Genomic DNA, 23,818 nt, shown 5'->3' with positions numbered 1-23,818 from the left:
CGTGGGTGTGCGTCACGTGAACACGTGTGGTGCGGGTTCTTCCTCGGGCGTCATCTCGGCGCTGAGCCGCCCGTAGCGTCGGGACAGCCGGAGCACGGGGTCCAGCAGCGCGCTGTCGACCCGCCCGTCGTCCCACACGCTGGGCTCCACGTGGATGTGCACGACCCGGCCGATCACGAGGTTGCCGTTGCCCACGGGGTGCACGTCGACGAGCTTGCACTCCATGTGCGCCTTCGCCTCGGCGACACGGGGCGGGCGCACCGCGGCCGACGGCGCCGGGGTGACCCCGACCTCGACGAACTCGTCCATGTCCGGAGGGAAGGACGAGCCCGAGCGGTCGAGCACGTCGAGCAGGCTGCGGTCGGCGACGTTGACGACGAACTCCCGCGTCGCGCGGATGTTGCGCAGGGTGTCCTTCTCGCCGATGGAGCTGACGGCGATGTGCGGCGGGTGGTCGGCGACGAGGCTGAAGTAGGAGTAGGGCGCGAGGTTGCGCCGGCCTGACAGGGAGAGCGTCGACACCCACGCGATCGGCCGCGGCACGACGAGAGAGGTGATGAGCTGGTACAGGTCGGGCTTCGGCAGCGCGTCGGGGTCGATCTCCCGGCCCGTGGCGAGCGTCTGGGACACGGTCATCTGGTCGTCACCTCATCTGGTCTGCGGCTCGTCGCGGTCACCCAGCGGTCGCCGAACCGCATGTACTGGCAGTAGGCCGCGGCACGCAGGTGGCGCATCTTGCGCAGCGTGCTGGCGGCGTTCTGGACGGTCGTGCCCGGCTGGACCAGCGAACGCTCTCCGCCGACCATCGTGTCCGCCACGATCACGTGCCGCTCCAGGTCGATCAGGTCGGCTTCCAGTACGGCGTTCCTGGCCTCCGCGAGGGCCGGTGAGGAGGCGGCGAGCTCGTCGTAGGGGGCCGCCAGCTCCTCCAGGAGGCGGCCGAGCGCGGCGCGATACCTGCGGTGCTCGAGCTGCATGACACCGGTCAGGTTCGTCCGGACGTACGGCGGAGCCATCGTGGGCCGGACCACGTCCAGGTAGTAGCGGGCGGGGAAGGCGCAGGAGTGCACCATGGCCGCGGTGAAACCCCTGATCAGCACGGCCGCCTGGGCCATGGTCGCGGCGGCGGGCTCGTCGCGGCCGTCGCGGACCAGCTCCGCGGCCCTGTCGAGCCGTTCGGCCGCGAGCAGGTTGAGCAGGAAGTAGAAGTGGTGGGCCAGGAACCACCGGTCCATCCAGTCGCCGCCGGGCACGAACCACGATCGCGGCACGCTCGCGGAGGAGGAGTCCGCGAGGTCGTGGCTGGGCTGCGGGCGCAGCAGCTCCATCACCGTGATCATGCTCTCGACCTCGCAGAGGAGGTCGTTCGGGTCGAGCATGGCGAAGTCGAGGTCGGCGAGCGTGCGGGAGATCAGGACCGCGGCTATCGTGGATTGCTGCTCGGCGGTGAGCGGAGCATGCCGGATGCGGAAATAGTCCGAATGCACGGGCACGGGCGGCGCGAACGCCGACGGATCAGGCAGGGGTACGGCCGCCGCCAGCGACCTGGCCACGGCGTCGGTGACCACCGCCGCCTGCCGTACGGGCCTGCCCGAACCCGAGCCCACGGCGGCCACGATGGCGCGCAGGGCGGTCAGGCCCTCCGCCCAGAGCCCGCACAGGGAGGGGACGAGCAGCGCTGGGGCCCGCTCCACGGGGTCGGCCAGCAGCGCCATGGGGACGGCACTGCCATGGCGGGTGCTCATGGCCTCTCCCTCAGCCGATCGTCGCGGACACCCGGCCCAGGCTGACCGGCATCTGGGACAGCCCCCGCAGCGTGGCGTTCTCCCACCACTGCAGCTCTCCCGCCAGCCGCACGTCCGGGTAGGCGCGGAACAGCGTGGTGAGCATGACCCTGCCCTCGATCCTTGCCACGGCGTTGCCGAGGCAGGAGTGGGTGCCGCGGCCGAAGCCCAGGTGCGGGTTGGGGTGTCTGGTCAGGTCGAGATCTTCGGGCCGGTCGAAGCGCTCAGGGTCGCGGTTGGCGGCGGCGAGCACCGTGACGACGAGGTCGCCGCGGCCGATCTGCCGGCCGCCGAGCTCGGTGCTCTTGGTGCACATACGGCTGACCACGTGCACAGGGCCGGAGAAGCGGACCAGTTCCTCCACCGCGGTGTCGACGTCGTCCAGCAGGTCTTCCAGCAGCTCGGGGTGCCGGAGGAGGGTCGTGACGGCGTTGCCGAGGAAGCGTGCGGGCACCTCGAAGCCCGCGTGCCAGAAGGCGCGCAGCGAGTTGCACAGCACCTCGTCGGAGTAGTCCAGCTGGCTGCGGTTGTCGGCCACGTAGGCCGAGATGCCCTGGGTGGGCTCGCCGGCCAGCCACCGGGCGACGTAGTCGCTGAACGCCTCGCGAGCCGCCAGGCCCGCCTCCTCGCTGTCGGGGTCGAGCCCGGCGTCCATGCTGCGGTGCAGCTGGTCGTTGCGCCGCCGCCACTCCTCGTCGGCCTCGGGCGGCGGCATGCCGACCAGGCGCGAGATGGTGCCCAGCGTGAACGGCGTGGCGAAGTCGTGCACGAAGTCGAAGGTGCCCCGGTCGCGGAGCTCGTGAAGCAGGGCCTCGGCCCGCTGCCAGGCGTCCCGCTCCAGCTCGCCGAAGTCCTGCGCGCGCATCGCGTCGATGGCGAAGTGCCGCAGCGGCGTCTGGTCGGGCGGGTCCAGCGTCTGCAGGCTGAGCAGCGGCCCGGGGGTGGGCACGCCGACCTTCCTGAAGTCGGTGGTGAACAGGTCGGGGTTCTTCAGCGCGTGGGTGCAGTCGGCGTGCCGGGTGAGGATCCACGCGCCGAGCTGCTCGTGCCAGTAGACCGGATCGGTCTCCCTGAGCCTGCGGTAGACGGGATACGGATCGCGGATGACTTCCGGGTCGAGCGGGTTGAACAACTCGTCTCGCTTGCTCACGGCGACCTGCCCATCTGGCCTGAGGGACGACTCTGATTCGTTCGGCGGGAGGCGGGAATCGCGACCCGAATTCGCGCAATTGAATCAGGCCGCGATCCGCCGGTTTTCATTAGTGGAGGTAACGCACGTCGATCCCCTCCTCTCCTGTTCCCGGGCAGGGCTTGGAAGTCGAGGATGTAGGGCGTGATACCGCCTCCGCATAGCCCTCATCATCGAGCGCCAGCACCTCGGATTCTTCGGACCGCCCGCGGATTTCGTCAAGAAACACAGACAGATCTTTCGATCGCGTCAGGTACGCAAGATGTCCTTCAAGAACGGCCGCACGGCATTTCCACTTATTAATGTGACCAGGACTGGACAGTCGCAATGAATTGCGCACGACAGAGAGGACGCGGTGCGGTGTCGACAGTTGCCGATGAGGTCAGCCGGCTATCGGAACAAGACAAACGCGCGCTCCTGGCACAGCTTCTCGGCCAGGACGGTGACCAGGGCGGGGAGCGGCTGCTGCCCGCGCAGCGCCGCTACTGGGTGTTGCATCAGATAGCGCCCCAACTGCCCACGCACGTCGTCCGCGTGCTCGAGGTCCGCGGAGAGCTGGACCACGAGGCGCTGCGGTCGGCGCTGGCCGCGCTCACGGACGCGCGCGAGGAGCTGCGAGCACGCTTTCTGTCGATCGAGGGCAGGCCGGTGCGGCCCGTCGCCGACGCGGGAGCCGTTGAGCCGGAGCTGAGGACCTTCTCTGTCGCCGACGCCGAGGAGCTTCGCAAGGTCAGGCACCGTGAGGCAGGCCGCCCCTTCGACCTGGAGACGGCGCCGCTGCTCCGGGCGGCCGCCATCCGGGTCGCGGAGGACCGGCACGAGGTGGTGCTGACGGCTCACCAGGTGATCTGCGACGAGGTCGCCATGGACCTGATCGTCGGCCAGCTGCTGGAGGCCTACGACGCCGTTCGCCGCGGCGAGCGACCCGAGCCGCGGCCCAGCCGGATCCCCTACACCAAGGTGGTCGACCGGCAACAGGCCTGGCTGCGCACCCCGCTGGCGCGCCGCCAGCTGGCCTTCTGGGCCAAGGCGCTCGCCGGGATCACGCCCGTCGACCTGCCTACCGACCACCCCAGGCCGGTGGGCCGCATGCCGACCCTGCGCGGCGCCAGGCGAAGCCGTACGCTCAGCGCGGAGACCGCGCGCGGCGTCGGCGAGCTGGCCGAACGGTGCGAGGCGAGCAGGGCGTCGGTGCTCCTGGCCGCCTACGTGGAGGTGCTGGGCCGCTACACCCGCGAGCGTGACATCGCCGTGGGCATCCCCGCGCCGGGGCGGGACCACACGCAGAGCGAGATCCTGGCACCGCTGGAGAGCACGCTCGTCGTCCGTGCCTCCCTGGCCGACGAGCCCCCCTTCGAGGAGCTGGTCCGCAGGGTCCACGCCACCTGGGCCAAGGGCCGTGACCACCAGCTCATCCCGTTCGAGCACGTCGTCAACAAGGTGCAGCCGGACACCGACCTCGGTAGGGCGCCGCTGCACCAGGTCCGGTTCGTCCCCCACCATGCGGCCCAGCCGCAGAGCTCGGGCGGCTCGATCTGGATCGTGACCCAGGCGGATGCCGGGCTGTCCGCTTTCGACCTGAGCGTGCACCTCGTCGAGGACGCCGACGGCGGTCTCGACCTGCACGCCGACTACAGTACCGAGCTGTTCAAGCCGGACACGGTGGACCTGGTGCTGGGCCACATCGAGGTGCTGCTGGCCGCCGCGGCGGCCGACCCCGGCAGCCCGAGCCACCGCCTGCCCATGCTGTCGGACCGCGAGCTGGACACGGTGATCCAGCAGTGGAACCGCACCGACAGCCCCTTCCCCGGCGACCGGTGCCTGCACGAGCTCATCGCCGACCAGGTGGCGAGCACGCCCGACGCGCTGGCCGTGGTGGCGGGCCCCGACCGGCTGACCTACCGGGAGCTCGACGAGTGGGCGAGCCGGCTCGGCAACCGGTTGCGCGCCGAGGGCGTCGGCCCTGAGACTCTGGTCGGCGTCATCGCCGGCAGGCGGGTGGCCACCGTGGCGGCGTTCCTCGGAGTGCTCAAGGCAGGCGGCGGTTACGTCCCGCTCGACCCCGAGCAGCCGGTCGAGCGCACCCGCGCGATGATCGCCGACGCGGGCATCAGGACCGTCGTCGTGACGGACTCCGGGGTCGAGACACCGCGTCCCGAGCCGGGCGAGGCGTGGATCGACGTCCATGGAGTGGGCGAGGAGTCCACGAGCCTGGCTCCGGCGGACACCGATCCGGCCAACGTCGCCTACGTGATCTACACCTCGGGCTCCACAGGACAGCCTAAGGGCGTCGTGGTCCCGCATCGCCAGATCGTCAACTCCACGCTGGCGCGCGGCGCCGACGGCCGGCCCGCCCCCGAGGCGTACGCGATCCCGGTCTCCCTGACCTTCGACGCCTCCGCCGCAGGGCTGTACTGGACGCTCGTCACCGGTGGCCGGATCGTGCTGCCCAACGAGGACGAGGTCGGCAACCCCGCCCTGCTGGCCCGGCTGGTGCAGGCGGAGCAGGTCACGCACATCACCCACATGCCCTCCTACTACCAGCTGCTGCTGGCGGCGGGCGGGCGCAAGCTCATCTCGCTGCGTGACATCTCCGCCGGAGGCGACGTCTTCCCCTCGCAGCTCGCCGTCGACCACTACAGAACGCTGCCATGGGCCAGGCTCTACAACGACTACGGGCCCACCGAGGTCACCGTCTGGGCGACCGCGCAGCTGGCCAAGGCGGACGAGGACGGCGCCAGTGTGCCGATCGGCCGCCCGATCCACAACACCAGGATCTACCTGCTGGACGAGGAGCTGAACCCGGTCCCGATCGGGGTGCCGGGGGAGATCCACGTCGCGGGCGAGGGCCTGGCGCGCGGATACGTGAACGCGCCAGGCCAGACGGCCGACCGGTTCATCCCCGACCCCTTCTCCCCGGCTCCGGGCGGGCGGCTCTACCGGACCGGCGACCTGGCCAGGTACCTGCCCGGCGGGCAGCTGGAGTTCATCGGCCGGGCCGACACCCAGGTCAAGGTCCGGGGCTTCCGGATCGAGCTTAGCGAGATCGAGAACGCGCTGCAGCGGCACCCCGAGGTGCTCAGCGCGGTGGTCGACGTCCGGCGCAACCTGGCCGGCGACGAGAACGAGCTGATCGCCTACGTGCTACCGGCCGAACCAGGCCAGGACGTGGACACCGAGCGGCTCTCGGCGCACGTGCGCACGATCCTGCCCGACTACATGATCCCGGCCACGATCGTCGTGTGCGAGCGGTTCCCGCTGAACGCGCACGGCAAGGTCGACCGCAGGGCGCTCCCCGACCCGCAGGTGCGGACCGTGACGGTGCCCAGCGAGGCCGTCCCGCGCAGGCGCATCGAGCGCGAGATCGCCGAGGTGTTCGCAGAGGCGCTCGGGCTGCCCCAGGTCGGCCTGCACGACGACTTCTTCTCCTTCGGCGGCAGCTCGCTGCAGCTGTCCAAGGTGGGCGCCAAACTGGCCCAGGTCTACGGGCTGGAGCTGCCGCTGCACGCGCTGTTCAGCACCCCGACCGTGGCCGGTGTGGCCTCCAGGATCGAGCTGTTCGAGCGCGAGGGCTTCGAGGGGCTGCGCGCCACCCGCGACCCGGCCGACGACCTGGACAGGGAGGCGTTCCTGGAGGAGTCGATCACCGGCGAGAACGTGCCGCTGGCCGAGATCTTCTCGCCCAAGGCGGTCCTGCTCACGGGTGGCACCGGCTACTTCGGCGTCTTCCTGCTCGACCAGCTCATCGCGCAGACGACCGCGGACGTCTACTGCCTGGTGCGCGCCAAGAACCCGGCCGCCGGGCTGGCCAGGCTCAAGGCCAGCTGCGAGCAGTACGAGGTGCCCTGGGACGACCGCTTCGACCGGCGGGTCAAGGCCGTCAACGGCGACCTGGGCCGCCCGCTGTTCGGGCTGTCGCCCGAGCAGTTCGACGACCTGGCCAAGCTGGTGGACGTCATCTACCACAACGGCGCCCTGGTCAACTTCTCCATGCCGTACTCCGCGCTCAAGGCCCCCAACGTGGACGGCACCGTCGAGATCCTCCGCCTGGCCTCCCGCTACAAGGCCAAGCAGGTGCACTTCGTCTCCACGATCGACGTGTTCATCGCGGGCCACATGACCCGGCCCTTCCTCGAGGTCGAGCTGCCCAGCAAGCCGCCCCAGGTGCCCTTCAGCTACCCGCAGAGCAAGTGGGTCAGCGAGAAGATCATCCTGAAGGCCAAGCAGCGGGGCCTCCCGATCACGATCTTCCGGCCGTCGATCATGATGGGGCACCCCAGGACGGGCGCGTGCCACGCGCAGAACTACGTCCTGACGGCGCTCCGCGGCTTCCTCGAGTTCGGCATCCTGCCTGACTACGCCGAGTCGATGAACGCGATCACGCTGGACTACGCCAGCGCGGCCATGGTGCACGCCTCCAAGCAGGAGTCCTCGGTGGGCAACATCTTCCACCTGTGGAACACCGACGCGATCTCCCACAACATGCTCTACCCCTGGATCCGGTCCTACGGCTACCCCTTCGAGGTCGTGCCGTTCGACGAGGCGCTGGAGCTGGCCATCAACGCCGGGCCCGACCACCCGATCTACCCGATGGTCCCCGTGCTCCTGCTCTATTCCAGCGGCGACGCCGGCGTGGAGATGACCATGGAGACAGAGGACGCCATCGACAACCGGCTGGAGTGCGTGAACCTGCTCGAGGCCATCAAGGGCACCGGCTGGGAACCCGCGCCGCTGAACGAGAAGTACATGCACGACTGCCTGGACTTCCTGGTCAGGCACGGCCAGCTCGACCCGCCCGACCGCTACCCGCGCAAGCGCTGACAGGAGAGCACCCATGAGCGACAGCGACGCCTCCACCTTCACGGTGGTGGTCAACCACGAGGAGCAGTACTCGGTCTGGTGGGCGGACCGGAGCCTCCCGGCCGGGTGGCGGGAGGCGGGCTACCGCGGCACCAGGAGCGACTGCCTGGCCCACATCGACCAGGTCTGGACCGACCTTCGTCCCCTCAGCCTCAGGGAGCGGTCACTGTGAGCGACGCGAAGCAGGGCTCCGAGCTGTCGGAGCTCAAAGCGGCCCTGCTTCGCCAGTGGCGTGAGGGCAGGGTCGCGGCACCGGCGACACCGGTCATCCCGGTACACGGCCCCGGCCCCGCGCCACTGTCGTACGCCCAGCGCCGCCTGTGGTTCCTGGACCAGCTGACCCCCGGCTCCTCCGCCTTCAACCTCAGCCACTGCGTGCTGCTCGACGGCCGGCTGGATCCCGCCGTGCTCGCGCTCGCACTGGAAGACCTGGTGGCACGGCACGACACGCTGCGCACGGTGATCAGGGTCGTGGACGACGAGCCGCTCCAGCTCGTCAACGACACGGCCAGGCCGTCCCTGGAGACCGTCGACCTGCGCGACCTGCCCGTCGGACAGGCTTTCGAGGCAGCCCTGAGCAAGGCGAGGGCGGCGGTGGACGCGCCGATGAACCTGGCCACCGGCCCGCTGGCACGCCTCCTGCTCATCCGGCTGCCCGAGCAGGACATGCTCGTCATGGTCGTGCACCACATCATCGGCGACGGCTGGGCGCTGGCCGTCGCCGTGCTGGAGCTGTCGTCGGCCTACCAGGCCAGGGCCGCGGGCAGCGCCCCCGTGCACGACCCGCTGCCGATCCGCTTCGCCGACGTCGCCGCCCACGAGCGCCACAGCGGCGGCTCGGCCGGTGATCTGGAGTACTGGCGCGACCGGCTGGCCGGCATCAGCCCGCTCCGGCTGCCCGGCGACGAGCCTCGGCCGCCGGAGTTCACCACCGCCGGCGACTGGCGCGAGCTGCCCTTCGACGACGGTGACGACGCCGCGATTCGCGCCGCCGCACGCGAGGCCGGCGCCACGCCGTACATGGTCCTGCTGACCGCGCTGGCCGTCCTGCTCAGGCAGACGACCGGGGCGCGGGACATCGCGATCGCCGGTGTGGTCGCGGGCAGGGACCTGCCGGAGACGCGAGGCCTGATCGGCAACCTGACCAACACCGTGGGGATGCGCGTCGGCGTGGAGACCCGGCAGAGCTTCCACGAGCTGCTGGCCTCCGTCAGACGGACCTGCCTGGAGGCGCTCGAGCACCAGCACGTGCCCTTCGACCTGTTGGTGGAGGAGCTGGACCTGCCCAGGGACGCCTCGTCGAGCGGGCCGTTCGGGGTGACGTTCGTGATGCAGCCGCCGTCTCCCGTCAGCGACTTCGCGGGGCTCCGGCTGGAACCGGTCCAACTCGGCTGGCGTACCGCCCGCGCCGATCTGGAGTTCTTCCTGTGGGAGCGGCCCGCCGTCCACGGCAGCCTGGTCTTCCGCACGGACCTGTTCGGCCAGGACACCGCCGAGCTTCTGGCGCGCCGGTTCGTGGCGACGGTGCGGACGCTGCTCGCGCGGCCGGACGAGGCGATCGCCGAACTCGACCTGCCCTCCGCCCAGGAGCGGCGGGAGCTGGCACGCCTGGCCTTCGGCCCGGAACGGGAACGGCCGCCGATGTGCGTGCATGAGCTGATCGCCCGGCACTGCCGCGAGCGGCCGGAGGCGGTCGCCGTGACCGGCGCGCTGACGTACGGCCGGCTGGACCGCCGGGCCAACCGGCTCGCGCGACGCCTGGTCGAGCGGGGCGTCGGGGTGGAATCGCTGGTCGCCGTGTGCCTGGAACGCTCGCCCGACCTGGTCGTGGCCGCGCTCGGGGTGCTGAAAGCGGGTGCGGTCCACGTCCCGATCGACCCGGCGCACGGCCCGCGCCGCCGCGCCGAGATCCTGGCCGACTCCGGCGCCACCGTCGTGATCGGTACGGCGGAGCCGGACCTCGTCCTGGACGAGGGCGAGGAGGCCGAGCCCCCGGACGTCCGCGTGGGAGCGGAGAACCTCGCCTACATGATCTACACCTCCGGCTCGACCGGCACGCCCAAGGGCGTCGAGATCAGCCATCGCGCGGCGGTGAACTACGTGCACTCCCTGTCCGAGGTGCACGGAATCGGCCCGGACGACGTGGTCGGCGCGGTGGCCAGCCCCGCCTTCGACGCCTCGATCGCCGAGATCTTCGGCACCCTGGCGCTCGGCGGCCGGATCCACCTCGTCGATCAGGACGACCTCGGCGACGGGCTGGAGAACGCGTTGGTCGAGGGCGGCGTCACGGTCCTGTCGGCCACCCCGACCCTGTGGCGGCTGCTGCGCCCCGACAACCTGCTCCTCACGGCGCTGGTGGGCGGCGAGCGGGTCAGCGAGCGGCTGGCCACCGAGCTCGCGGCCACGCAGAGGGCGGCATGGACGCAGTACGGTCCCACCGAGACCACGGTGTGGGTGACGGCGGCCGCGCTCACCCTCGACTCCCCGGTTCCGCTGGGCAAGCCCATCGCCAACACCCGGGTGCACCTCCTGGACGAGGAGCTGAGGCTGGTCCCCATCGGGGCGGTGGGCGAGCTCTGCGTGAGCGGGGCCGCGCTGGCCAGGGGCTATCACGGCCGGGCCGCGGCCACGGCGGAGCGCTTCGTGCCCGACCCGTTCGCCACCGTGCCGGGCGAGCGCCTCTACCGGACCGGTGACTACGCCCGCTACCGCCCCGACGGCACCCTGCAGTTCATCGGCCGCAACGACGACCAGGTCAAGGTCCGCGGTCACCGGGTGGAGCCGGGCGAGATCGAAGCGGCCATCGAGGCCAACCCCCGGGTGCGGGAGTGCGCGGTCGCCGTCCAGGGCGACCTGCTCGTCGCCTATCTCGTCAGCCGCAACAAGGCCCTGTACGAGGACACCGAGCTGATCCCCGCCGTGCGCAGGCAGCTGCGCGGGCAGTTGCCCGCCTACCTCGTGCCCGACCGCATCGTGCTGCTCGACGAGCTGCCCAGGACCGGGACCGGCAAGACCGACAGAGCGCGGCTGCCCGCTCCAGCCCAGGGCGAACGGGCAGCCGGCACGCCGTACACCGAACCGTGCACGGAGCTGGAGATCGAGCTGGCGGCGCACGTCGCCGAGTACCTCGAGGTGGACAGGATCGGTCTGCACGACGACTTCTTCGACCTGGGCGGCAACTCCATCCGCGCCGCGCAGCTGGTGGTGCACCTGCAGCGCCGCTACGACGTCGAGCTGGTGCTCCAGAAGGTGTTCCGCACGCCGACGCTGGAGAACCTGGCGCGGATGATCCAGGAGGACCTCGACAGGCGGCGGCGCCTCGCCGATGAAGGGGAACGCATCCGCTCCCTGGTCGAGGGGGTTCCCGCGGACCACCTCGACGCGTTGCTCGAGGGCCTGCTCGCCGAGCGAGGACAGAGTTGATGGAGGTGAGCCATGCGGTTCGGCATGTTCTTTGAGCTCCAGCTGCCCCGGCCCTGGCGCCAGGACAGTGAGCAGGAGCTGGTCTCCAACGCCCTGGAGTGGGCCGAGCTGGGCGAGGCCGCGGGCATCGAGTACGCCTGGGCGCAGGAGCACCACTTCCTGGAGGAGTATTCCCACTCCACCGCCCCCGAGGTGTTCCTGGCCGCGGTGAGCCAGCGCACCCGGCGCATGCGGCTGGGGCACGGCATCACGCTCATGCCGCCCCCCTACAACCATCCCGCCAGGGTGGCCGAGCGCGTGTCCATGCTCGACCTGGTCAGTGGTGGGCGGGTCGAGTGGGGCACAGGGGAGTCCAGCTCCCGGCTCGAACTGGAGGGCTTCAGGGTCAACTACATCGAGAAACGCGCCATGTGGGCCGAGGGCGTGCGCGAGGCGGCCCGGATGATGGCGGCGGAGCCGTACCCGGGACATCAGGGTGAATACTTCTCGATGCCGCCGCGCAACGTGGTGCCCAAGCCCGTCCAGCGGCCCCACCCGCCGCTCTGGGTGGCCTGCACCAACCGCGACACCCTCAAGCTGGCCGCCCGGCTCGGCATGGGCGCGCTGACCTTCTCCTTCATGGACGCGGGAGAGGCGCGGTTCTGGGTGCGGGAGTACTACGACACCTTCAAACGCGAGTGCCGGCCCATCGGGCAGACCGTCAACCCCAACATCGCCATGCTGGCCGGGGTCATGGTCAACGAGGACGGCGACCTCGCCCGCGCCCGCGGCGTCGAGGGGCAGCGGTTCTTCAAGTGGGCGCTGGCGCACTACTACCGATTCGGTGCGCACGTGCCGGGCCGTACCAACCTGTGGGAGGAGTTCAAGCGCAGCGAGCCCGAGCCGATGGCGGGGCTGGGGGCGGTCGGCTCTCCCGAGGAGGCGGCCGAGCACTTCCGCGGGCTGGAAGAGGCAGGGGTGGACCAGCTCATCCTGCTCCAGCAAGGCGGCCGGTACGAGCATGAGCACATCTGCGAGTCCCTGGAGCTGCTGGGTCGCCGGGTGCTGCCCGAGTTCGCCGAACGGCACGTCGAGCGCGAGCGGGCCAAGGGGGCCGACCTGGCGCCCTACATCGACAAGGCGATGGACAGCGTCACCCCCATAGAGGACGTGCCGCCCACGGTCGTGGAGTCGTACCCGCGGCTGTGGGAACGCGAGGGGGTCACCGTGGAGCAGGTGGGCACCCGGCGTGCGCTGGACGCCGCCTCGCTGTGGCGGCTGCACATCGGCGGCGCGGGCAGCGGGGAGAGGCCGGGCCATGGCTGACACCCTGGTCGGGCTGGTCCGGGAACGTGCGCAGGCCGGCGGTGACGGCCACGCCTACGGCTTCCTCGCGGACGGGGAGCAGGACCTCAGGTCGGTGACGTACGGCGAGCTGGAGCAGCGGGCCGCCGCGATCGGCGCGATGCTCGGCGAGCGCGTCGCCCCGGGCGGGCGGGTGCTGCTGCTCTTCGAACCCGGCCTGGACTTCCTGGCGGCCTTCTTCGGCTGCCTGTTCGCGGGGGTGATCGCGGTGCCCGTCTACCCGCCGACGCCCGCGCGGCCCGAAGCCGGGCTCGCGAGCGTGGCCAGGGTGGGCGCCGACTGCGGGGCCGAGGCGGTGCTCGCCTCCCCGCTGACGGCCCCGCTCGCCACGGCCGCTGCGGGCGTGGCCCAGCTCCGGGGGCTGCCCTGGCTGGTGCCCGATGGAAGGCCGGCGGACGGGTGGCGCGCTCCCAGGGTCCGACCCGACTCCGTGGCCATGCTCCAGTACACCTCCGGCTCCACCGGGTCGCCCAAGGGGGTCGTGCTGCGCCACCGGCATCTGCTCGGCAACCTGGCCTCGATGGACTGGTTCACCGGCCGTCCCGCCACCGGGACGGTGGTCTCGTGGCTGCCGCTCTATCACGACATGGGCCTCATCGGCACCGTGCTCTACCCGCTGTTCCGCGCCATGCCCTGCTACCTGATGTCGCCGCTGCACTTCCTGCACCGGCCGCTGCGCTGGCTGGAGCTCATCAGCAGGGTCGGCGGCACGATCAGCGGCGGTCCCAGCTTCGCCTACTACCTGTGCACCCGGCGAGCTGAGGCGATCCCGCAGGACCGGCTCGACCTGTCCAGCTGGGAGGTCGCCTTCAACGGGGCCGAACCCATCAACCCGGACGTGCTGCGAGCCTTCGAGGCCGCCTTCGCGCCCAGTGGCCTGCGGCCGGGCACGGTGGTCGGCTGTTACGGCCTGGCCGAGGCGAGCCTGCTCGTGACCGGCGCGCGGCGCGGCGAGCCGCGGTTCACCCATGTGCTGCGCGAGGAGCTCGGAGAGGGCAAGGCCGTGGAGTGCGACTCCGCCGATCCACGTGCGGTCGAGCTGGCCGACGCGGGCGGCCTGCCCCCCGGTCACGACGTGCGGATCGTGGACCCCGGTTCGGGGCGGGTGCTGCCCGACGGCGCAGTGGGCGAGATCTGGGCCTCGGCGCCCAGCGTGGCCGACGGCTACTGGCGCAAGCCCGAGGAGACCGGTGCGGCCTTCGGCGCCCGCCTGCCCGCCAGGGACTCGAGCTACCTGCGCACCGGCGACCTCGGGGTGATGCGCGACGGGCGGCTGTTCGTCACAGGCAGGCTCAAGGACGTGTTGATCGTCCGTGGCCGCAACGTCCACCCCCACGACATCGAACGCGTGGCCCAGCAGGTGGACCGCCGCCTGCGTCCGGGCGGCGGGGTGGCGTTCGCGATCCTCGGTGAGGACGGCGAAGGTGTCGCGCTGCTCCAGGAGGTCACCACGCGGGACCCCGAGGAGCTACGCGGCCTGGCAGCGGCGATCACCGGGGCGGTCCTCGCCGACCAGCAGGTGCCGCTCTCGCGGCTGTACCTGGTGCCGCCTCGCAGCGTGCTCAAGACCTCCAGCGGCAAGCCGCGCCGGTCGGCGACCAGGGACGCGCTGCACAACGGAGAAATCACGATATTGCACACGGACGGTGATATCTCGTGAACGGGGATGACCTGCAGGAGTGGCTCACCACCCAGGTCGCCGAGCTGGGCAGACGGAGGACCGCCGACCCCGAGCAGACCTTCGCCGCCAACGGCCTCGACTCGGTGCGCCTCGCCGAACTGGCCGAGCGCACCGGCCGCAAGCTTGGGCGCGTCATCGACCCTGCCCTGCTGTTCGAGCACTCGACGATCGCCACGCTCGCCGCCCACCTGCGCCCCCTCGCCGAGGCAGGCGCGGGCGCCCCCGCCATGCGGCCTGTGGCCGGCCCGGCGGCCCAGGACGTCGCCGGCATCCGGCCCCTGAGCGCCGCCGTGGCCCCGGCCGGTCCTGCCCGCGGCCCGATCGCCGTGGTCGGACTGGCGTGCCGCATGCCCGGCGCGGCGGACGCCGAGGAGTACTGGAAGCTCCTGCTGACCGGCACAGAGGCGGTACGGGAGGTGCCACAGGACCGGTGGCCCGACGGGGTGGCGGACCCCGACCCGGCCACACCAGGAAGACTGATCAGCACCCGAGGCGGCTTCCTGGACGGCCTGGCCGACTTCGACGCGGCCTTCTTCCGCATCTCGGAGGCGGAGGCGCTGCGCATGGACCCGCAGCAGCGCCTGCTGCTGGAAACCAGCTGGGACGCCATGGAGGACGCGGGCAGCCCGCCGAGCCGCCTGAGGGGCTCACGCACCGGAGTGTTCGTCGGCATGGCGACCGGCGACTACGCCCACCGCCAGCTGTCCGACCCCGACCGCATCAGCGCCCACACGACGACGGGCAACTCCTTCGCGATCGCCGCCAACAGGCTGTCGTACTACTACGACTGGCGCGGACCCAGCGTCGCGGTGGACACCGCCTGCTCCTCCTCGCTCGTCGCCACCCACCTGGCGATCCGCGCCCTGCGGGCGGGCGACTGCGAACTGGCCCTCGCCTGCGGGGTGAACGCGCTGATCGAACCGGAACCCTCCATCGGGCTGAGCAAAGCGGGCATGCTCGCCCCGGACGGCCGCTGCAAGCCGTTCGACGCCGAGGCCAACGGCTACGTGCGCGGTGAAGGCTGCGGCGTCGTCGTGCTCAAGCGCCTGGAAGACGCGCTGGCCGCGGGAGACCGGATCTACGCCGTCCTCAGAGGCGGCGCGGTGAACCAGGACGGCGCCTCCAACGGCCTCACCGCCCCCAACCCGGCCGCCCAGCGGGCCGTTCTGCACGAGGCCTACGCCGATGCGGGACTGGCCCCCGGCGAGGTGCAGTACGTGGAGTGTCACGGCACCGGAACCCCGCTCGGTGACCCCATCGAGGCCGGCTCGCTGGCCGCGGCCCGGGGTCGCGAGGCGGGCGAGTGCCTGATCGGCTCGGTCAAGGGCAACATCGGGCATCTGGAAGCCGCGGCCGGGGTCGCGGGGCTGATCAAGACGGTCCTGGCCGTGCACCACGGCCTCATCCCGCCCAGCCTCCACTACTCCACCCCGAACCCGCGCATCCCCTTCGACGAGCACCGGCTCCGGGTGGCCACCCATCCGGTGAGCTGGCCGGACGGGCCTCGCCTCGCGGGCGTGAGCAGCTTCGGTTTCGGAGGGACCAACGCGCACGTCGTCGTCGGCCAGGCTCCCGCCCCCGCGCCGGCGCCCCCGAGCGCGGGCCCCCTGCTCCTCCCCCTCACAGCGCGTGGTCGCGACGAACTGTCCGACCTCCTCTCCCGTACGGCACGCCGCGTCGAATCCGCCGACGAGCCGGAGATCCTCGCGGTGGCCGCCACCATGGCCACCCGGCGCACGCATCACCGCCCCTACAGGACGGCCGTGGTCGCGGGCGGCCCGGCCGAGCTGCGCCGGGCCCTTTCCACAGATCTGCCCGAGGTGTCTCCGGCCCCCGCCGCGCCGCCGCGCATCGCCTTCGTCTTCTCCGGCCAGGGCAGCCAGTGGCCGGGCATGGGCCGCACACTTCTGGCCGACGAGCCGCTGTTCCGCTCGGTGATCCGCCGCTGCGACGAGGCGGTGCGCGAGCTGCTGGACTGGTCGATCGAAACGGCACTCGACGGCGGTGAGCCGGTGGACCTCGAGCACACCGCTGTGGCCCAGCCGTTGATCGTGGCCGTGCAGATCGCCATGGCGGAGCTCCTCGGCTCCTACGGCATCGTGCCCGACGCCGTGGTCGGGCACAGCGTGGGCGAGATCTCCGCCGCGGTGGCCGCCGGTGAACTGGACCTGGAGGCGGGGATGCGGCTGGCGGTCTCGCGCGGACGGCTCATGGCCGAGGCCGCACCCGGCGGCGGAATGCTCGCCGTCGGCCTGCCCGTCGCCGAGGCACGCCGGTGGTGCGGGGACGGCGTCGAAGTGGCCGCCGTGAACGCGCCCGCCGCGACCGTGCTGGCCGGCTCCGCCGCCAAACTGGAGCAGGTGGCGCGGGACCTGACACAGGAAGGGATCTTCGCCAGGCGGCTGCCCGTCGCCTACGCCTTCCACTCCTCGTCGATGGCGCGGGCCGCCGAGCTGCTCGGCGCCGATCAGGCTGGGCGGGCCGCGGCCGCGCCGGAGGTGCCGCTCTACTCCACGATCACCGGCCGCCGAGTGGCCGGGCCGAACGGCGAGCGCTGGGGCCGAGGGGTCAGGGAGCCCGTCCTGTTCGCCGACGCGGTCACCGCCGCGCTGGACGACGGCCTGGACCTGCTGCTCGAGGTCGGACCGAGGCCGGTGCTCCAGGCCTCTCTCCGCGACCTGGCCGGAACCCGCGCACGGGTGCTGAGCTGCGTCGACGAGAGCGATCAGCAACAGCTTGCCGTGCTGCGCACGCTGGCCAGGTTGTTCGGGCTGGGCGCGGCCATCCGGTGGCAGCGCCTCTACCCGTCCGGCTCGCCCGTCGTGAGCGCCCCGGTCACGCCGTGGTGTCGCCGCCGTTTCTGGCTGGAGCGGCCTTCGGGCGATCGCCGTGCCGGTGCCGACCCGCTGCTGGGCGGCTTGCTGGACCTGGCCACGTCACCGGGCCACACGATCTGGCAGGGCGACCTGGACCCGGTGGCGCTGCCGTACCTCTCACACCACAAGGTCGGTGAGCAGGTGATCTTTCCCGCGGCGGGCTACGCCGACCTGCTGCGCCGCGCGGGCGGGCGGCACGAGGCGGTGGCGGGGCTGCGCCTGCACCGCCCTCTGGTGCTCGACCGAGGACGCCGCTTGCAGACGACGCTCGACAGGGCACGGCGGACGGTCACCGTCCACGCCCGCGACGACGACGGTCAGTGGCGCGAGCAAGCGGCGGGACGTCTCGTGGCCGCCGCGCCCGCCCCTGCCCCGCAGGACCTTGCGCTCCTGCGGGCACGCTGCCCACGTGAGGTCACCGGCGCCGAGCTGTACGAGCTGTTGCGCCGGCACGGACTCGACTACGGGGCCGCCTTCCGCGGGGTCGAGCAGGTGTGGACGGGCACCGACGAGGCGCTGGGCGTGCTCGCCGGCGGCGGCGATCGCATCCGCCTGCTCGACGCGGCCTTCCATGTGGTCGCCGCGCTCGTGGACCCTGGCCACGGCCCTGCCCTTCCCGTCGCCGTCGAGGAGCTGACGTGGTGGGCCGAGCCGGGCGCGGCCACCCACGTGCACGTGACGCTCGAAGAATCGGGCGGGGCGGAGCTGACCGCGAACCTGAACCTGACCGATGAGAACGGGACACCGGTGGCCCGCGTCACCGGGCTCACCCTGCGGCGCGCCGTACTGGACACGCAGGCCGCGCGCCTGCCCGGACTTCGGCTCTACCAGGTGACCTGGCGTCCCAGGCCCATCCCCGCCTGCCCGACAGGGCTGTTCCCCAGCGGCTGGGTGGTGATCGCCCCGCCGGGTGAGCGGCTCGCGGAACAGCTGGCGGAGCGTGCGGGATTCCGGATCTGCCGCGCGAACGGAGAGCTCAGGCTGGATGCCGAAGAGCTCTCGATCGACCCACGCCGGCCCGGCCACTACCGGCAGCTGGTGCGCCATCTGGCGGCCACGGGCCCACTGCGCGGGGTGATCCATCTGCCCGGCGCCGACGCGGACACGGGGGTGCTGTCAGCCGCGCTGCTGCTGCGGGCGCTGTCGTACGGCATCGCCGAACAGAGCCCGAGGGTGCTCTTCGCCACCACCGGCGCCCAGCCCGTGGGCGAGCACCCGGTGAGCGATCCGTTCGCCGCCGCCGTCTGGGGGCTGGCCAAGGTGATCCCGCTGGAGCACCCCTCGCTGGAGTTCCTCTGCCTCGACCTCGACCCTGACGATCAGGACCCGGTTTCCACGATCCGTGAGGAACTGGCGGCGCGCTGGGCGGAGGCCGAGGTCGGCTACCGGTCCGGCCTGCGGTACGTCAGGCGGATCGCGCCCGACGACCGGCCGGTGGGCCCGCCGATCACGATCCGTGCCGACGGTGTCTACGCCATCACCGGCGGCACCGGCGCGCTGGGACTTCAGGTGGCCGCTCACCTGGTCGAGCTGGGCGCCCGCCGGCTCGCGCTGATCGGCAGGACGAAGCGGGAGGGCGCCGAGGTGCCCGCGTGGCGGGCGCACGGCGTGGACGTGCGGGTCCTGGCCGCGGACGTGTCCGACCGCGAGCAGCTCGACGACGCGTTGCGGCAGGCTCGCGCGGGAGGGCAGCTGCGCGGCGTCGTGCACGCCGCCGGACTGCTGCACAACGGCCCGCTGCTCGACCTCGAAGCCCGGGGAGTGCGGGACGTCTTCGGCCCCAAGGTGTCGGGCGCCTGGCACCTGCACGAGCTCACCTCGGGTGATGAGCTGGACTGGTTCGCCTGCTTCTCCAGTGCCGCGGGGGTGCTCGGCTCGCCAGGCCAGGCGGGGTACGCGGCGGCCAACGCCTTCCTCGACGCCCTGGCCCACCATCGCAGGGCCGAAGGCCTGCCCGCGGTCAGCTTCGACTGGGGACCCTGGGCCGCGGGCATGGCAGCCACCTGGGAGACCGACTCCGACCGCGAGCTGCGCACCGCGGCCAAGGCCATCCTTCCGGACGCCGGGGTGGCCGCGTTCGCGAGCCTGGCGGCGGGCGACCGCGTGCAGCCCGTGGTGTTGCCGTTCGACCTGCGGAACCTGGCGCAGTTCTATCCGTCCGACACGGGAAGGTCGTTCCTGTCCGAGATCGCGACGGCCGAGGTGGACCGGCTGCGGTCCATCGGCACGCAGTCCTCGCACCGGCCCGACCTGGCGACGGAATACCTGGCGCCGCGCAACGACCTGGAGCGGCAGATCGCGGCGATCTGGCAGAAGGCGATGAGCATCCAGCCCATCGGCGTCCGGGATGGTTTCTTCGAGCTCGGTGGCGACTCGGTGATGGCCAACCAGATCCTGATCGACGTCAATCGCGCCCTGGGTGTCACCGTCTCACCGGAGCGGGCCTTCGACGACTTCTCCATCGCCAACCTGGCGGTGCTGGCCGAGCAGGAGATGCGCCGGCTGCTGGAGTCGCTCACCGACGAGGAGGCCGAGCGGCTGCTGGCTCAGGGGAAGGCCGTCCACCGCACCAGCACGTGAGCGACGGCGGTCGCCCCAGGGCAGCGCCGCCCAGATCTCGCCCACCAGGGCCCCATCGTCCTCGACAGGTCTCCAGCGGTGCAGGCAGATCGGGGACCGGGTGGGGTGAGAGTGCCGTGGTAGTGCCGTCGTAGTGCCGTGCGAGGCCGTGGGCCGAGGATCGGATCGCTCGGCGGCACGGAGGAGGCACGAGATGGCGGCGACGCTGGACTGGACCACCGGCGTACCTCGACGGGAGCGACCGCCTGATCGGCCTGAGGGAGGGGCCGGCGCAGTTGCGCGGTCCACCTCGGGTCGGCGGCCGGCGCGCTGCTCGGTGGTCTGGTGGTCGACACGGTGGGAGCCGGCCGGCTGTGGATGCTCGCCGTCGCCTGCTGCGGCCCAGGGCTGCCCGTGCACGGACTCCTCACCAGGGAAGAGGTTCGGTCATGATCGAGGACGTGGGCCGGCTGGGCACCATCCTGGGCATCTGGGCGCACCCGGACGACGAGGCCTACCTGTCCGGCGGTCTGATGGCGATGGCTCGTGACAGGGGATCGCGGGTGGTGTGCGTGACCGCGACCCGCGGCGAGCTCGGCACCGCCCACCCGGAGGAGTGGCCGCCGCATCGGCTGGCCGCGGCTCGCACCGGCGAGCTGGCGCGCTGCCTGGAGATCCTCGGAGTCACCGAGCATCGCTGGCTGGACCACCGCGACGGTCGATGCGCGGCGGTCGCCCAGTCCGACGCGGTCGCGCCCCTGTGTGAGGTGATCGACCGGGTGCGCCCTGACAGCGTGCTGACCTTCGGCCCGGACGGCATCACCGGTCACCCCGACCATCGAGCGATCTCGGCCTGGGCGACCGCGGCGTTCGACCGCGCGGCCCCGTCCTGGGCCCGGCTGCTGTACGCCGCCTTCGCCGAACGGCGGGCACCGCGCTGGAGCGCGCTCAACGACAGCCTGGGCGTCTTCCCTCCGGGATATCCGATCATGACTCCCGCCCATCGGCTGGCCGTCGACCTGGTGCTCGGCACCGAGACCGCGACCCGCAAGGTCCGTGCCCTGGCGGCGCAGGAGAGCCAGACGGCCGAGCTCATCGCCCGGATGGGCGTCGACCGCTACACGGCGTGGGTCGGCGACGAGTCGTTCGTCGAGCGCCTGCTCCCCGCGGCCGTCACGAGCGGGTGAGGTTCCGCTCGATCGCCTGACGAGCCACCTCCAGGACGGCGATCCTGTCGGTTGCCTGAGCGGGGTTCCCGGGCGGCTCGGCCCCGCCACGGCGGCCCGCGTCGGGAGCGTCGGGAGCCTGGTCGGCCGCGGCGTCGATCAGCGCCGCAGGCTCGCCGTCGCCGAGGCGGCGCAGCAGGTCGGCGAGGTTGCGCAGAGTGACCCACAGGTGAGTCCAGTTGCCGTTGCGGGCGAAGTACTCGATGACCTCGCGGTAGCCGCCCAGCGCCTCGTGGACGCGGCCGGCGGTGGCGCGCACCGAAAGGAGCCCGACGGTCGCGACGCCGACGAGGAAGGTCGCGCCGGAGGTGCGGGCCAGCTCGATGGCCCGGAGGTAGTGCCGCTCGGCCTGCTCGTTGTTGCCGGCCCGGCTCTCGATCTCCCCGGCGACGTAGGCGCCCCACGAGGCGATCGTGGGCGATGCCGCGACGGCCGACTGCCGGTCGTTCAGCTTGCGTGCCTCGTCCAGATCGCCCGCGTAGGCCGTCGCGAGGGCGGCGATCCCGAGGTTCTCCCGCCCCTGGCCGGCCAGGACGGCCGCTGCCAGGGAGTGCTCGACGACCTCGTCGTAGGCGCCACGGGCCAGCTCGGCCACCGACAGCACGCTCAGGCAGTGCCATGACCCGGCGCCGCAGCTCGCCTTCTCCAGCCCGGCACGGGCCAGCCGGTCGGCCCTGCGGTAGTCACCGCGGTGGTAGACCGCTTCGGCCGCCGTTCCGAGCACGGCGGCCGCACGCGGGTGGCCGGCCAGCGCGGGGTCACCGGCCAGTTCCTCCGCCCAGTCCCGGATCTCGACGAGGTCGCGGTAGGTGACCGCGTCGAACAGCGCGACGAGCATCGCCGTGGCCTCCTCCAGAGACCCCCGGCTGCGGGCCAGCCGCCATGCGGCCCGCAGGTTCGGCAGCTCCCGGCGCAGGACGGCGTCGGCCTCGGGCTCCCGGTCGGTGGTCATGGCGGCGTTGATCCATGCGGTGAGCTCGACCGCCCACCGCAGCATGCGCTCGGCCGCGGCCTGGTCCTCGCCGGCGGCCGCGAGCCGGTCCAGCCCGAACGCCCGCAGCGTCTCCAGCATGCGGTACCTGGTGCCGTCGTCGAACTGGGCGTCGATCATGGAGGCGTCGACGAGGCGGGCCAGGACGCTTCCAGGGTCGCCATCCAGGGCCAGGTCGGCGGCCAGCCGTTCGGCGGTGTCGAGGTCGACGCCGTCGGCGAAGACCGCCAGATGCCGGAACAGCCGTCGTTCGTCAGCCGTGAGGAGCCGGTAGGACCACTCGAGGGTCGCGCGCAGCGTCCGGTGCCGGGAGTCGGCGCTGGGCCTGCCGCCGCCGAGCAGGTCGAGCGAGCGGTCGAGGCGGCCGCGCAGGTCGGTGAGGGAGAACGTCGACAGCCTGCCGGCGGCCAGCTCGATGGCCAGCGGCATCCCGTCGAGGCGGCGCACGATGTCGGCGACCGTGTCCAGATCCGCCGGCGTCGGTGGCGGGCCGGGGCGGACCCGGCCGGCCCGATCCAGGAACAGCGCCACGGACGCGACCCGCGATGGGTCCTCGTCGGGGCCGGGCAGCGCGAGCGGCGCCAGCCGTTCGGCGTATTCGACGGTCAGGCCGAGCGGTTCGCGGCTGGTGGCCAGCAGGGACAGGCCGGGACACGAGGACAGGATCACGCCGACCAGATCCCGGACGCCGTCCAGCACATGCTCGCAGTTGTCGATCACCAGCAGGCCGGGGCGGTCGCCCAGCAGCGCGACGCACGCCGACAGGACGTCGCCCTGGACGACCTTCAGGTTCAGGGCCGCCGCCAGCGCATGCGGGAGGGCGGCGGGATCGGTGAGCGGTGCGAGCAGCAGCACGGTGGCTCCGCCGCTCTGCCGGGCCACCTCCTGGGCGACCCGGGTCTTGCCGACGCCGCCGGGTCCGAGGAGCGTGACCAGCCGTTCGGCCTCCAGCAGCCGGCGCAGGGCGGCGACCTGCTGTTGACGGCCGATCAGCCGGGTCACCGGCCGGGCGGGCGCTTCGGGTCGGCCGGGTGGCTCGGCGGTGGCCCCGCCGACGATGTCGCGTTCGAGCTCGTCCAGCGCCGGTGAAGGGTCGAGGCCGGTCTCCTCGACCAGCCGGTGACGGTAGTCGCGTCCGGCGCACAGGGCTTTCGGCGCCTGCCCGGTCGCCGCCAGCGCCCGCATGAGCAGCAGAACGGCGGGCTCCCGCAGCGGGTCGGCGGCTGACGAGGCGGCGGCCAGGCCGAGGACGCCGTCCGCCTGTCCCGCGGCGACGGCGCTGTCGATCAGGGCGTCGGTCATCTCGCGGTGCAGTTGCGCGCACTCCTCGACCGCGGTGGCGATGGGCACGATGTCGGTGAGGTCGGCCAGCACGGGACCGCGCCACAGCCCGTGCGCCCGCCGCAGCAGGGCGAGCGCGCCGGCCGGGTCCCGCGGCGCGGTCGTGCGGGCCGTGGCGAGCAGTGTGCGCGCCTGCGCCAGGTCCAGTTCGTCGGGCTCGAGGTCGAGCCGGTAGCCGTCATGCCGCCGCTCCAGCCGGGCGGTCGCAGGACCGAGGTGCCCACGCAGCCGGGAGACGTGGTTGTGCAGCGCCTGACGCCCCGACTCGGGCACCTCCGACGGCCACAGCGCGTCGACGAGGTGGTCGACCGTCACGGTGTGGCCCTCGGCGAGCGCCAGCAGCGCGAGCACCGCACGCCGCTTCGGGCCCGGCACCTCCACCGGGGTCCCGTCGACCAGGAGCCGCAGCGGTCCGAGCACCTCCACCCGGACCGGCGGCGCGCGCCGGACTGACATGGCACCTCCCCGTGGCCGGCATGTCCCGCGACCAGGACAGATGTCAGCCTGTTAGCACGAAGATAGCCGGTGCGAGGGCCGTGAAAGG

General features: G+C 72.3%; 11 protein-coding genes. 7 read left to right on the top strand and 4 right to left on the bottom strand.

Annotated elements, in window-relative coordinates; genetic code table 11:
- Positions 1-12: 12 nt before the first annotated feature.
- Genes AB0B45_RS24295 through AB0B45_RS24285 form a run of 3 tightly spaced genes read right to left on the bottom strand, consistent with a single transcriptional unit; the run spans position 13 to position 2,934 of the window.
- Positions 13-636: a flavin reductase family protein gene (locus AB0B45_RS24295; protein WP_358134304.1), complete on the bottom strand. Its 624-nt coding sequence runs from the start codon at positions 634-636 to the stop codon at positions 13-15.
- Complete coding sequence (locus tag AB0B45_RS24290; protein WP_358134301.1) at positions 633-1,745, bottom strand: hypothetical protein; 1,113 nt, start codon at positions 1,743-1,745, stop codon at positions 633-635. The genes AB0B45_RS24295 and AB0B45_RS24290 overlap by 4 nt, the downstream gene beginning before the upstream one ends.
- 10 nt (positions 1,746-1,755) lie before the next feature.
- On the bottom strand, positions 1,756-2,934 hold the full coding sequence (locus AB0B45_RS24285) for a cytochrome P450 (protein ID WP_358134298.1): 1,179 nt from the start codon (positions 2,932-2,934) through the stop codon (positions 1,756-1,758).
- Positions 2,935-3,333: 399 nt separating this feature from the next.
- Here AB0B45_RS24285 and AB0B45_RS24280 point away from each other — a divergent pair, with 399 nt between their 5' ends.
- The 7 genes from AB0B45_RS24280 to AB0B45_RS24250 all read left to right on the top strand — a co-directional run bounded on the left by AB0B45_RS24280 (position 3,334) and on the right by AB0B45_RS24250 (position 20,903).
- Positions 3,334-7,794, top strand: a complete 4,461-nt coding sequence (locus AB0B45_RS24280) for an amino acid adenylation domain-containing protein (protein ID WP_358134295.1) — start codon at positions 3,334-3,336, stop codon at positions 7,792-7,794.
- 13 nt (positions 7,795-7,807) lie between these two features.
- A complete protein-coding gene (locus AB0B45_RS24275; RefSeq protein ID WP_358134292.1) occupies positions 7,808-8,005 on the top strand; it encodes an MbtH family NRPS accessory protein in 198 nt (65 codons plus the stop codon).
- Entirely contained in the window at positions 8,002-11,256 is a 3,255-nt protein-coding gene (locus AB0B45_RS24270) for an amino acid adenylation domain-containing protein (protein ID WP_358134289.1), read from the top strand. Before AB0B45_RS24275 ends, AB0B45_RS24270 begins: the two co-directional genes overlap by 4 nt.
- A gap of 12 nt (positions 11,257-11,268) precedes the next feature.
- Positions 11,269-12,561, top strand: a complete 1,293-nt coding sequence (locus AB0B45_RS24265; RefSeq protein WP_358134286.1) for an LLM class flavin-dependent oxidoreductase — start codon at positions 11,269-11,271, stop codon at positions 12,559-12,561.
- Positions 12,554-14,260 (top strand): fatty acyl-AMP ligase, encoded by a 1,707-nt coding sequence (locus AB0B45_RS24260; protein ID WP_358134284.1) that lies wholly within the window; start codon positions 12,554-12,556, stop codon positions 14,258-14,260. Before AB0B45_RS24265 ends, AB0B45_RS24260 begins: the two co-directional genes overlap by 8 nt.
- Entirely contained in the window at positions 14,257-19,737 is a 5,481-nt protein-coding gene (locus AB0B45_RS24255; protein ID WP_358134281.1) for an SDR family NAD(P)-dependent oxidoreductase, read from the top strand. Before AB0B45_RS24260 ends, AB0B45_RS24255 begins: the two co-directional genes overlap by 4 nt.
- 428 nt (positions 19,738-20,165) lie before the next feature.
- A complete protein-coding gene (locus AB0B45_RS24250) occupies positions 20,166-20,903 on the top strand; it encodes a PIG-L family deacetylase (protein ID WP_358134279.1) in 738 nt (245 codons plus the stop codon).
- On the opposite strand, the gene AB0B45_RS24245 is transcribed toward AB0B45_RS24250, so the two are convergent.
- Positions 20,890-23,730: a BTAD domain-containing putative transcriptional regulator gene (locus AB0B45_RS24245; protein ID WP_358134277.1), complete on the bottom strand. Its 2,841-nt coding sequence runs from the start codon at positions 23,728-23,730 to the stop codon at positions 20,890-20,892. The genes AB0B45_RS24250 and AB0B45_RS24245 overlap by 14 nt on opposite strands.
- Positions 23,731-23,818 lie beyond the last annotated feature (88 nt).

This window comes from Nonomuraea sp. NPDC049152 (assembly GCF_040648355.1).
GTDB lineage: Bacteria > Actinomycetota > Actinomycetes > Streptosporangiales > Streptosporangiaceae > Nonomuraea.
The sequence above is the reverse complement of the archived record's forward strand: the minus strand, read 5'-3'. Positions and strand labels throughout refer to the sequence as shown.

Excerpts from the sequence above, each read along its gene's own strand:
- AB0B45_RS24295 (WP_358134304.1), bottom strand. The coding sequence starts at position 636 with ATGACCGTGTCCCAGACGCTCGCCACGGGCCGGGAGATCGACCCCGAC.
- AB0B45_RS24265 (WP_358134286.1), top strand. The coding sequence starts at position 11,269 with ATGCGGTTCGGCATGTTCTTTGAGCTCCAGCTGCCCCGGCCCTGGCGC.
- AB0B45_RS24245 (WP_358134277.1), bottom strand. The coding sequence starts at position 23,730 with ATGTCAGTCCGGCGCGCGCCGCCGGTCCGGGTGGAGGTGCTCGGACCG.
- AB0B45_RS24275 (WP_358134292.1), top strand. The coding sequence starts at position 7,808 with ATGAGCGACAGCGACGCCTCCACCTTCACGGTGGTGGTCAACCACGAG.
- AB0B45_RS24250 (WP_358134279.1), top strand. The coding sequence starts at position 20,166 with ATGATCGAGGACGTGGGCCGGCTGGGCACCATCCTGGGCATCTGGGCG.
- AB0B45_RS24260 (WP_358134284.1), top strand. The coding sequence starts at position 12,554 with ATGGCTGACACCCTGGTCGGGCTGGTCCGGGAACGTGCGCAGGCCGGC.
- AB0B45_RS24290 (WP_358134301.1), bottom strand. The coding sequence starts at position 1,745 with ATGAGCACCCGCCATGGCAGTGCCGTCCCCATGGCGCTGCTGGCCGAC.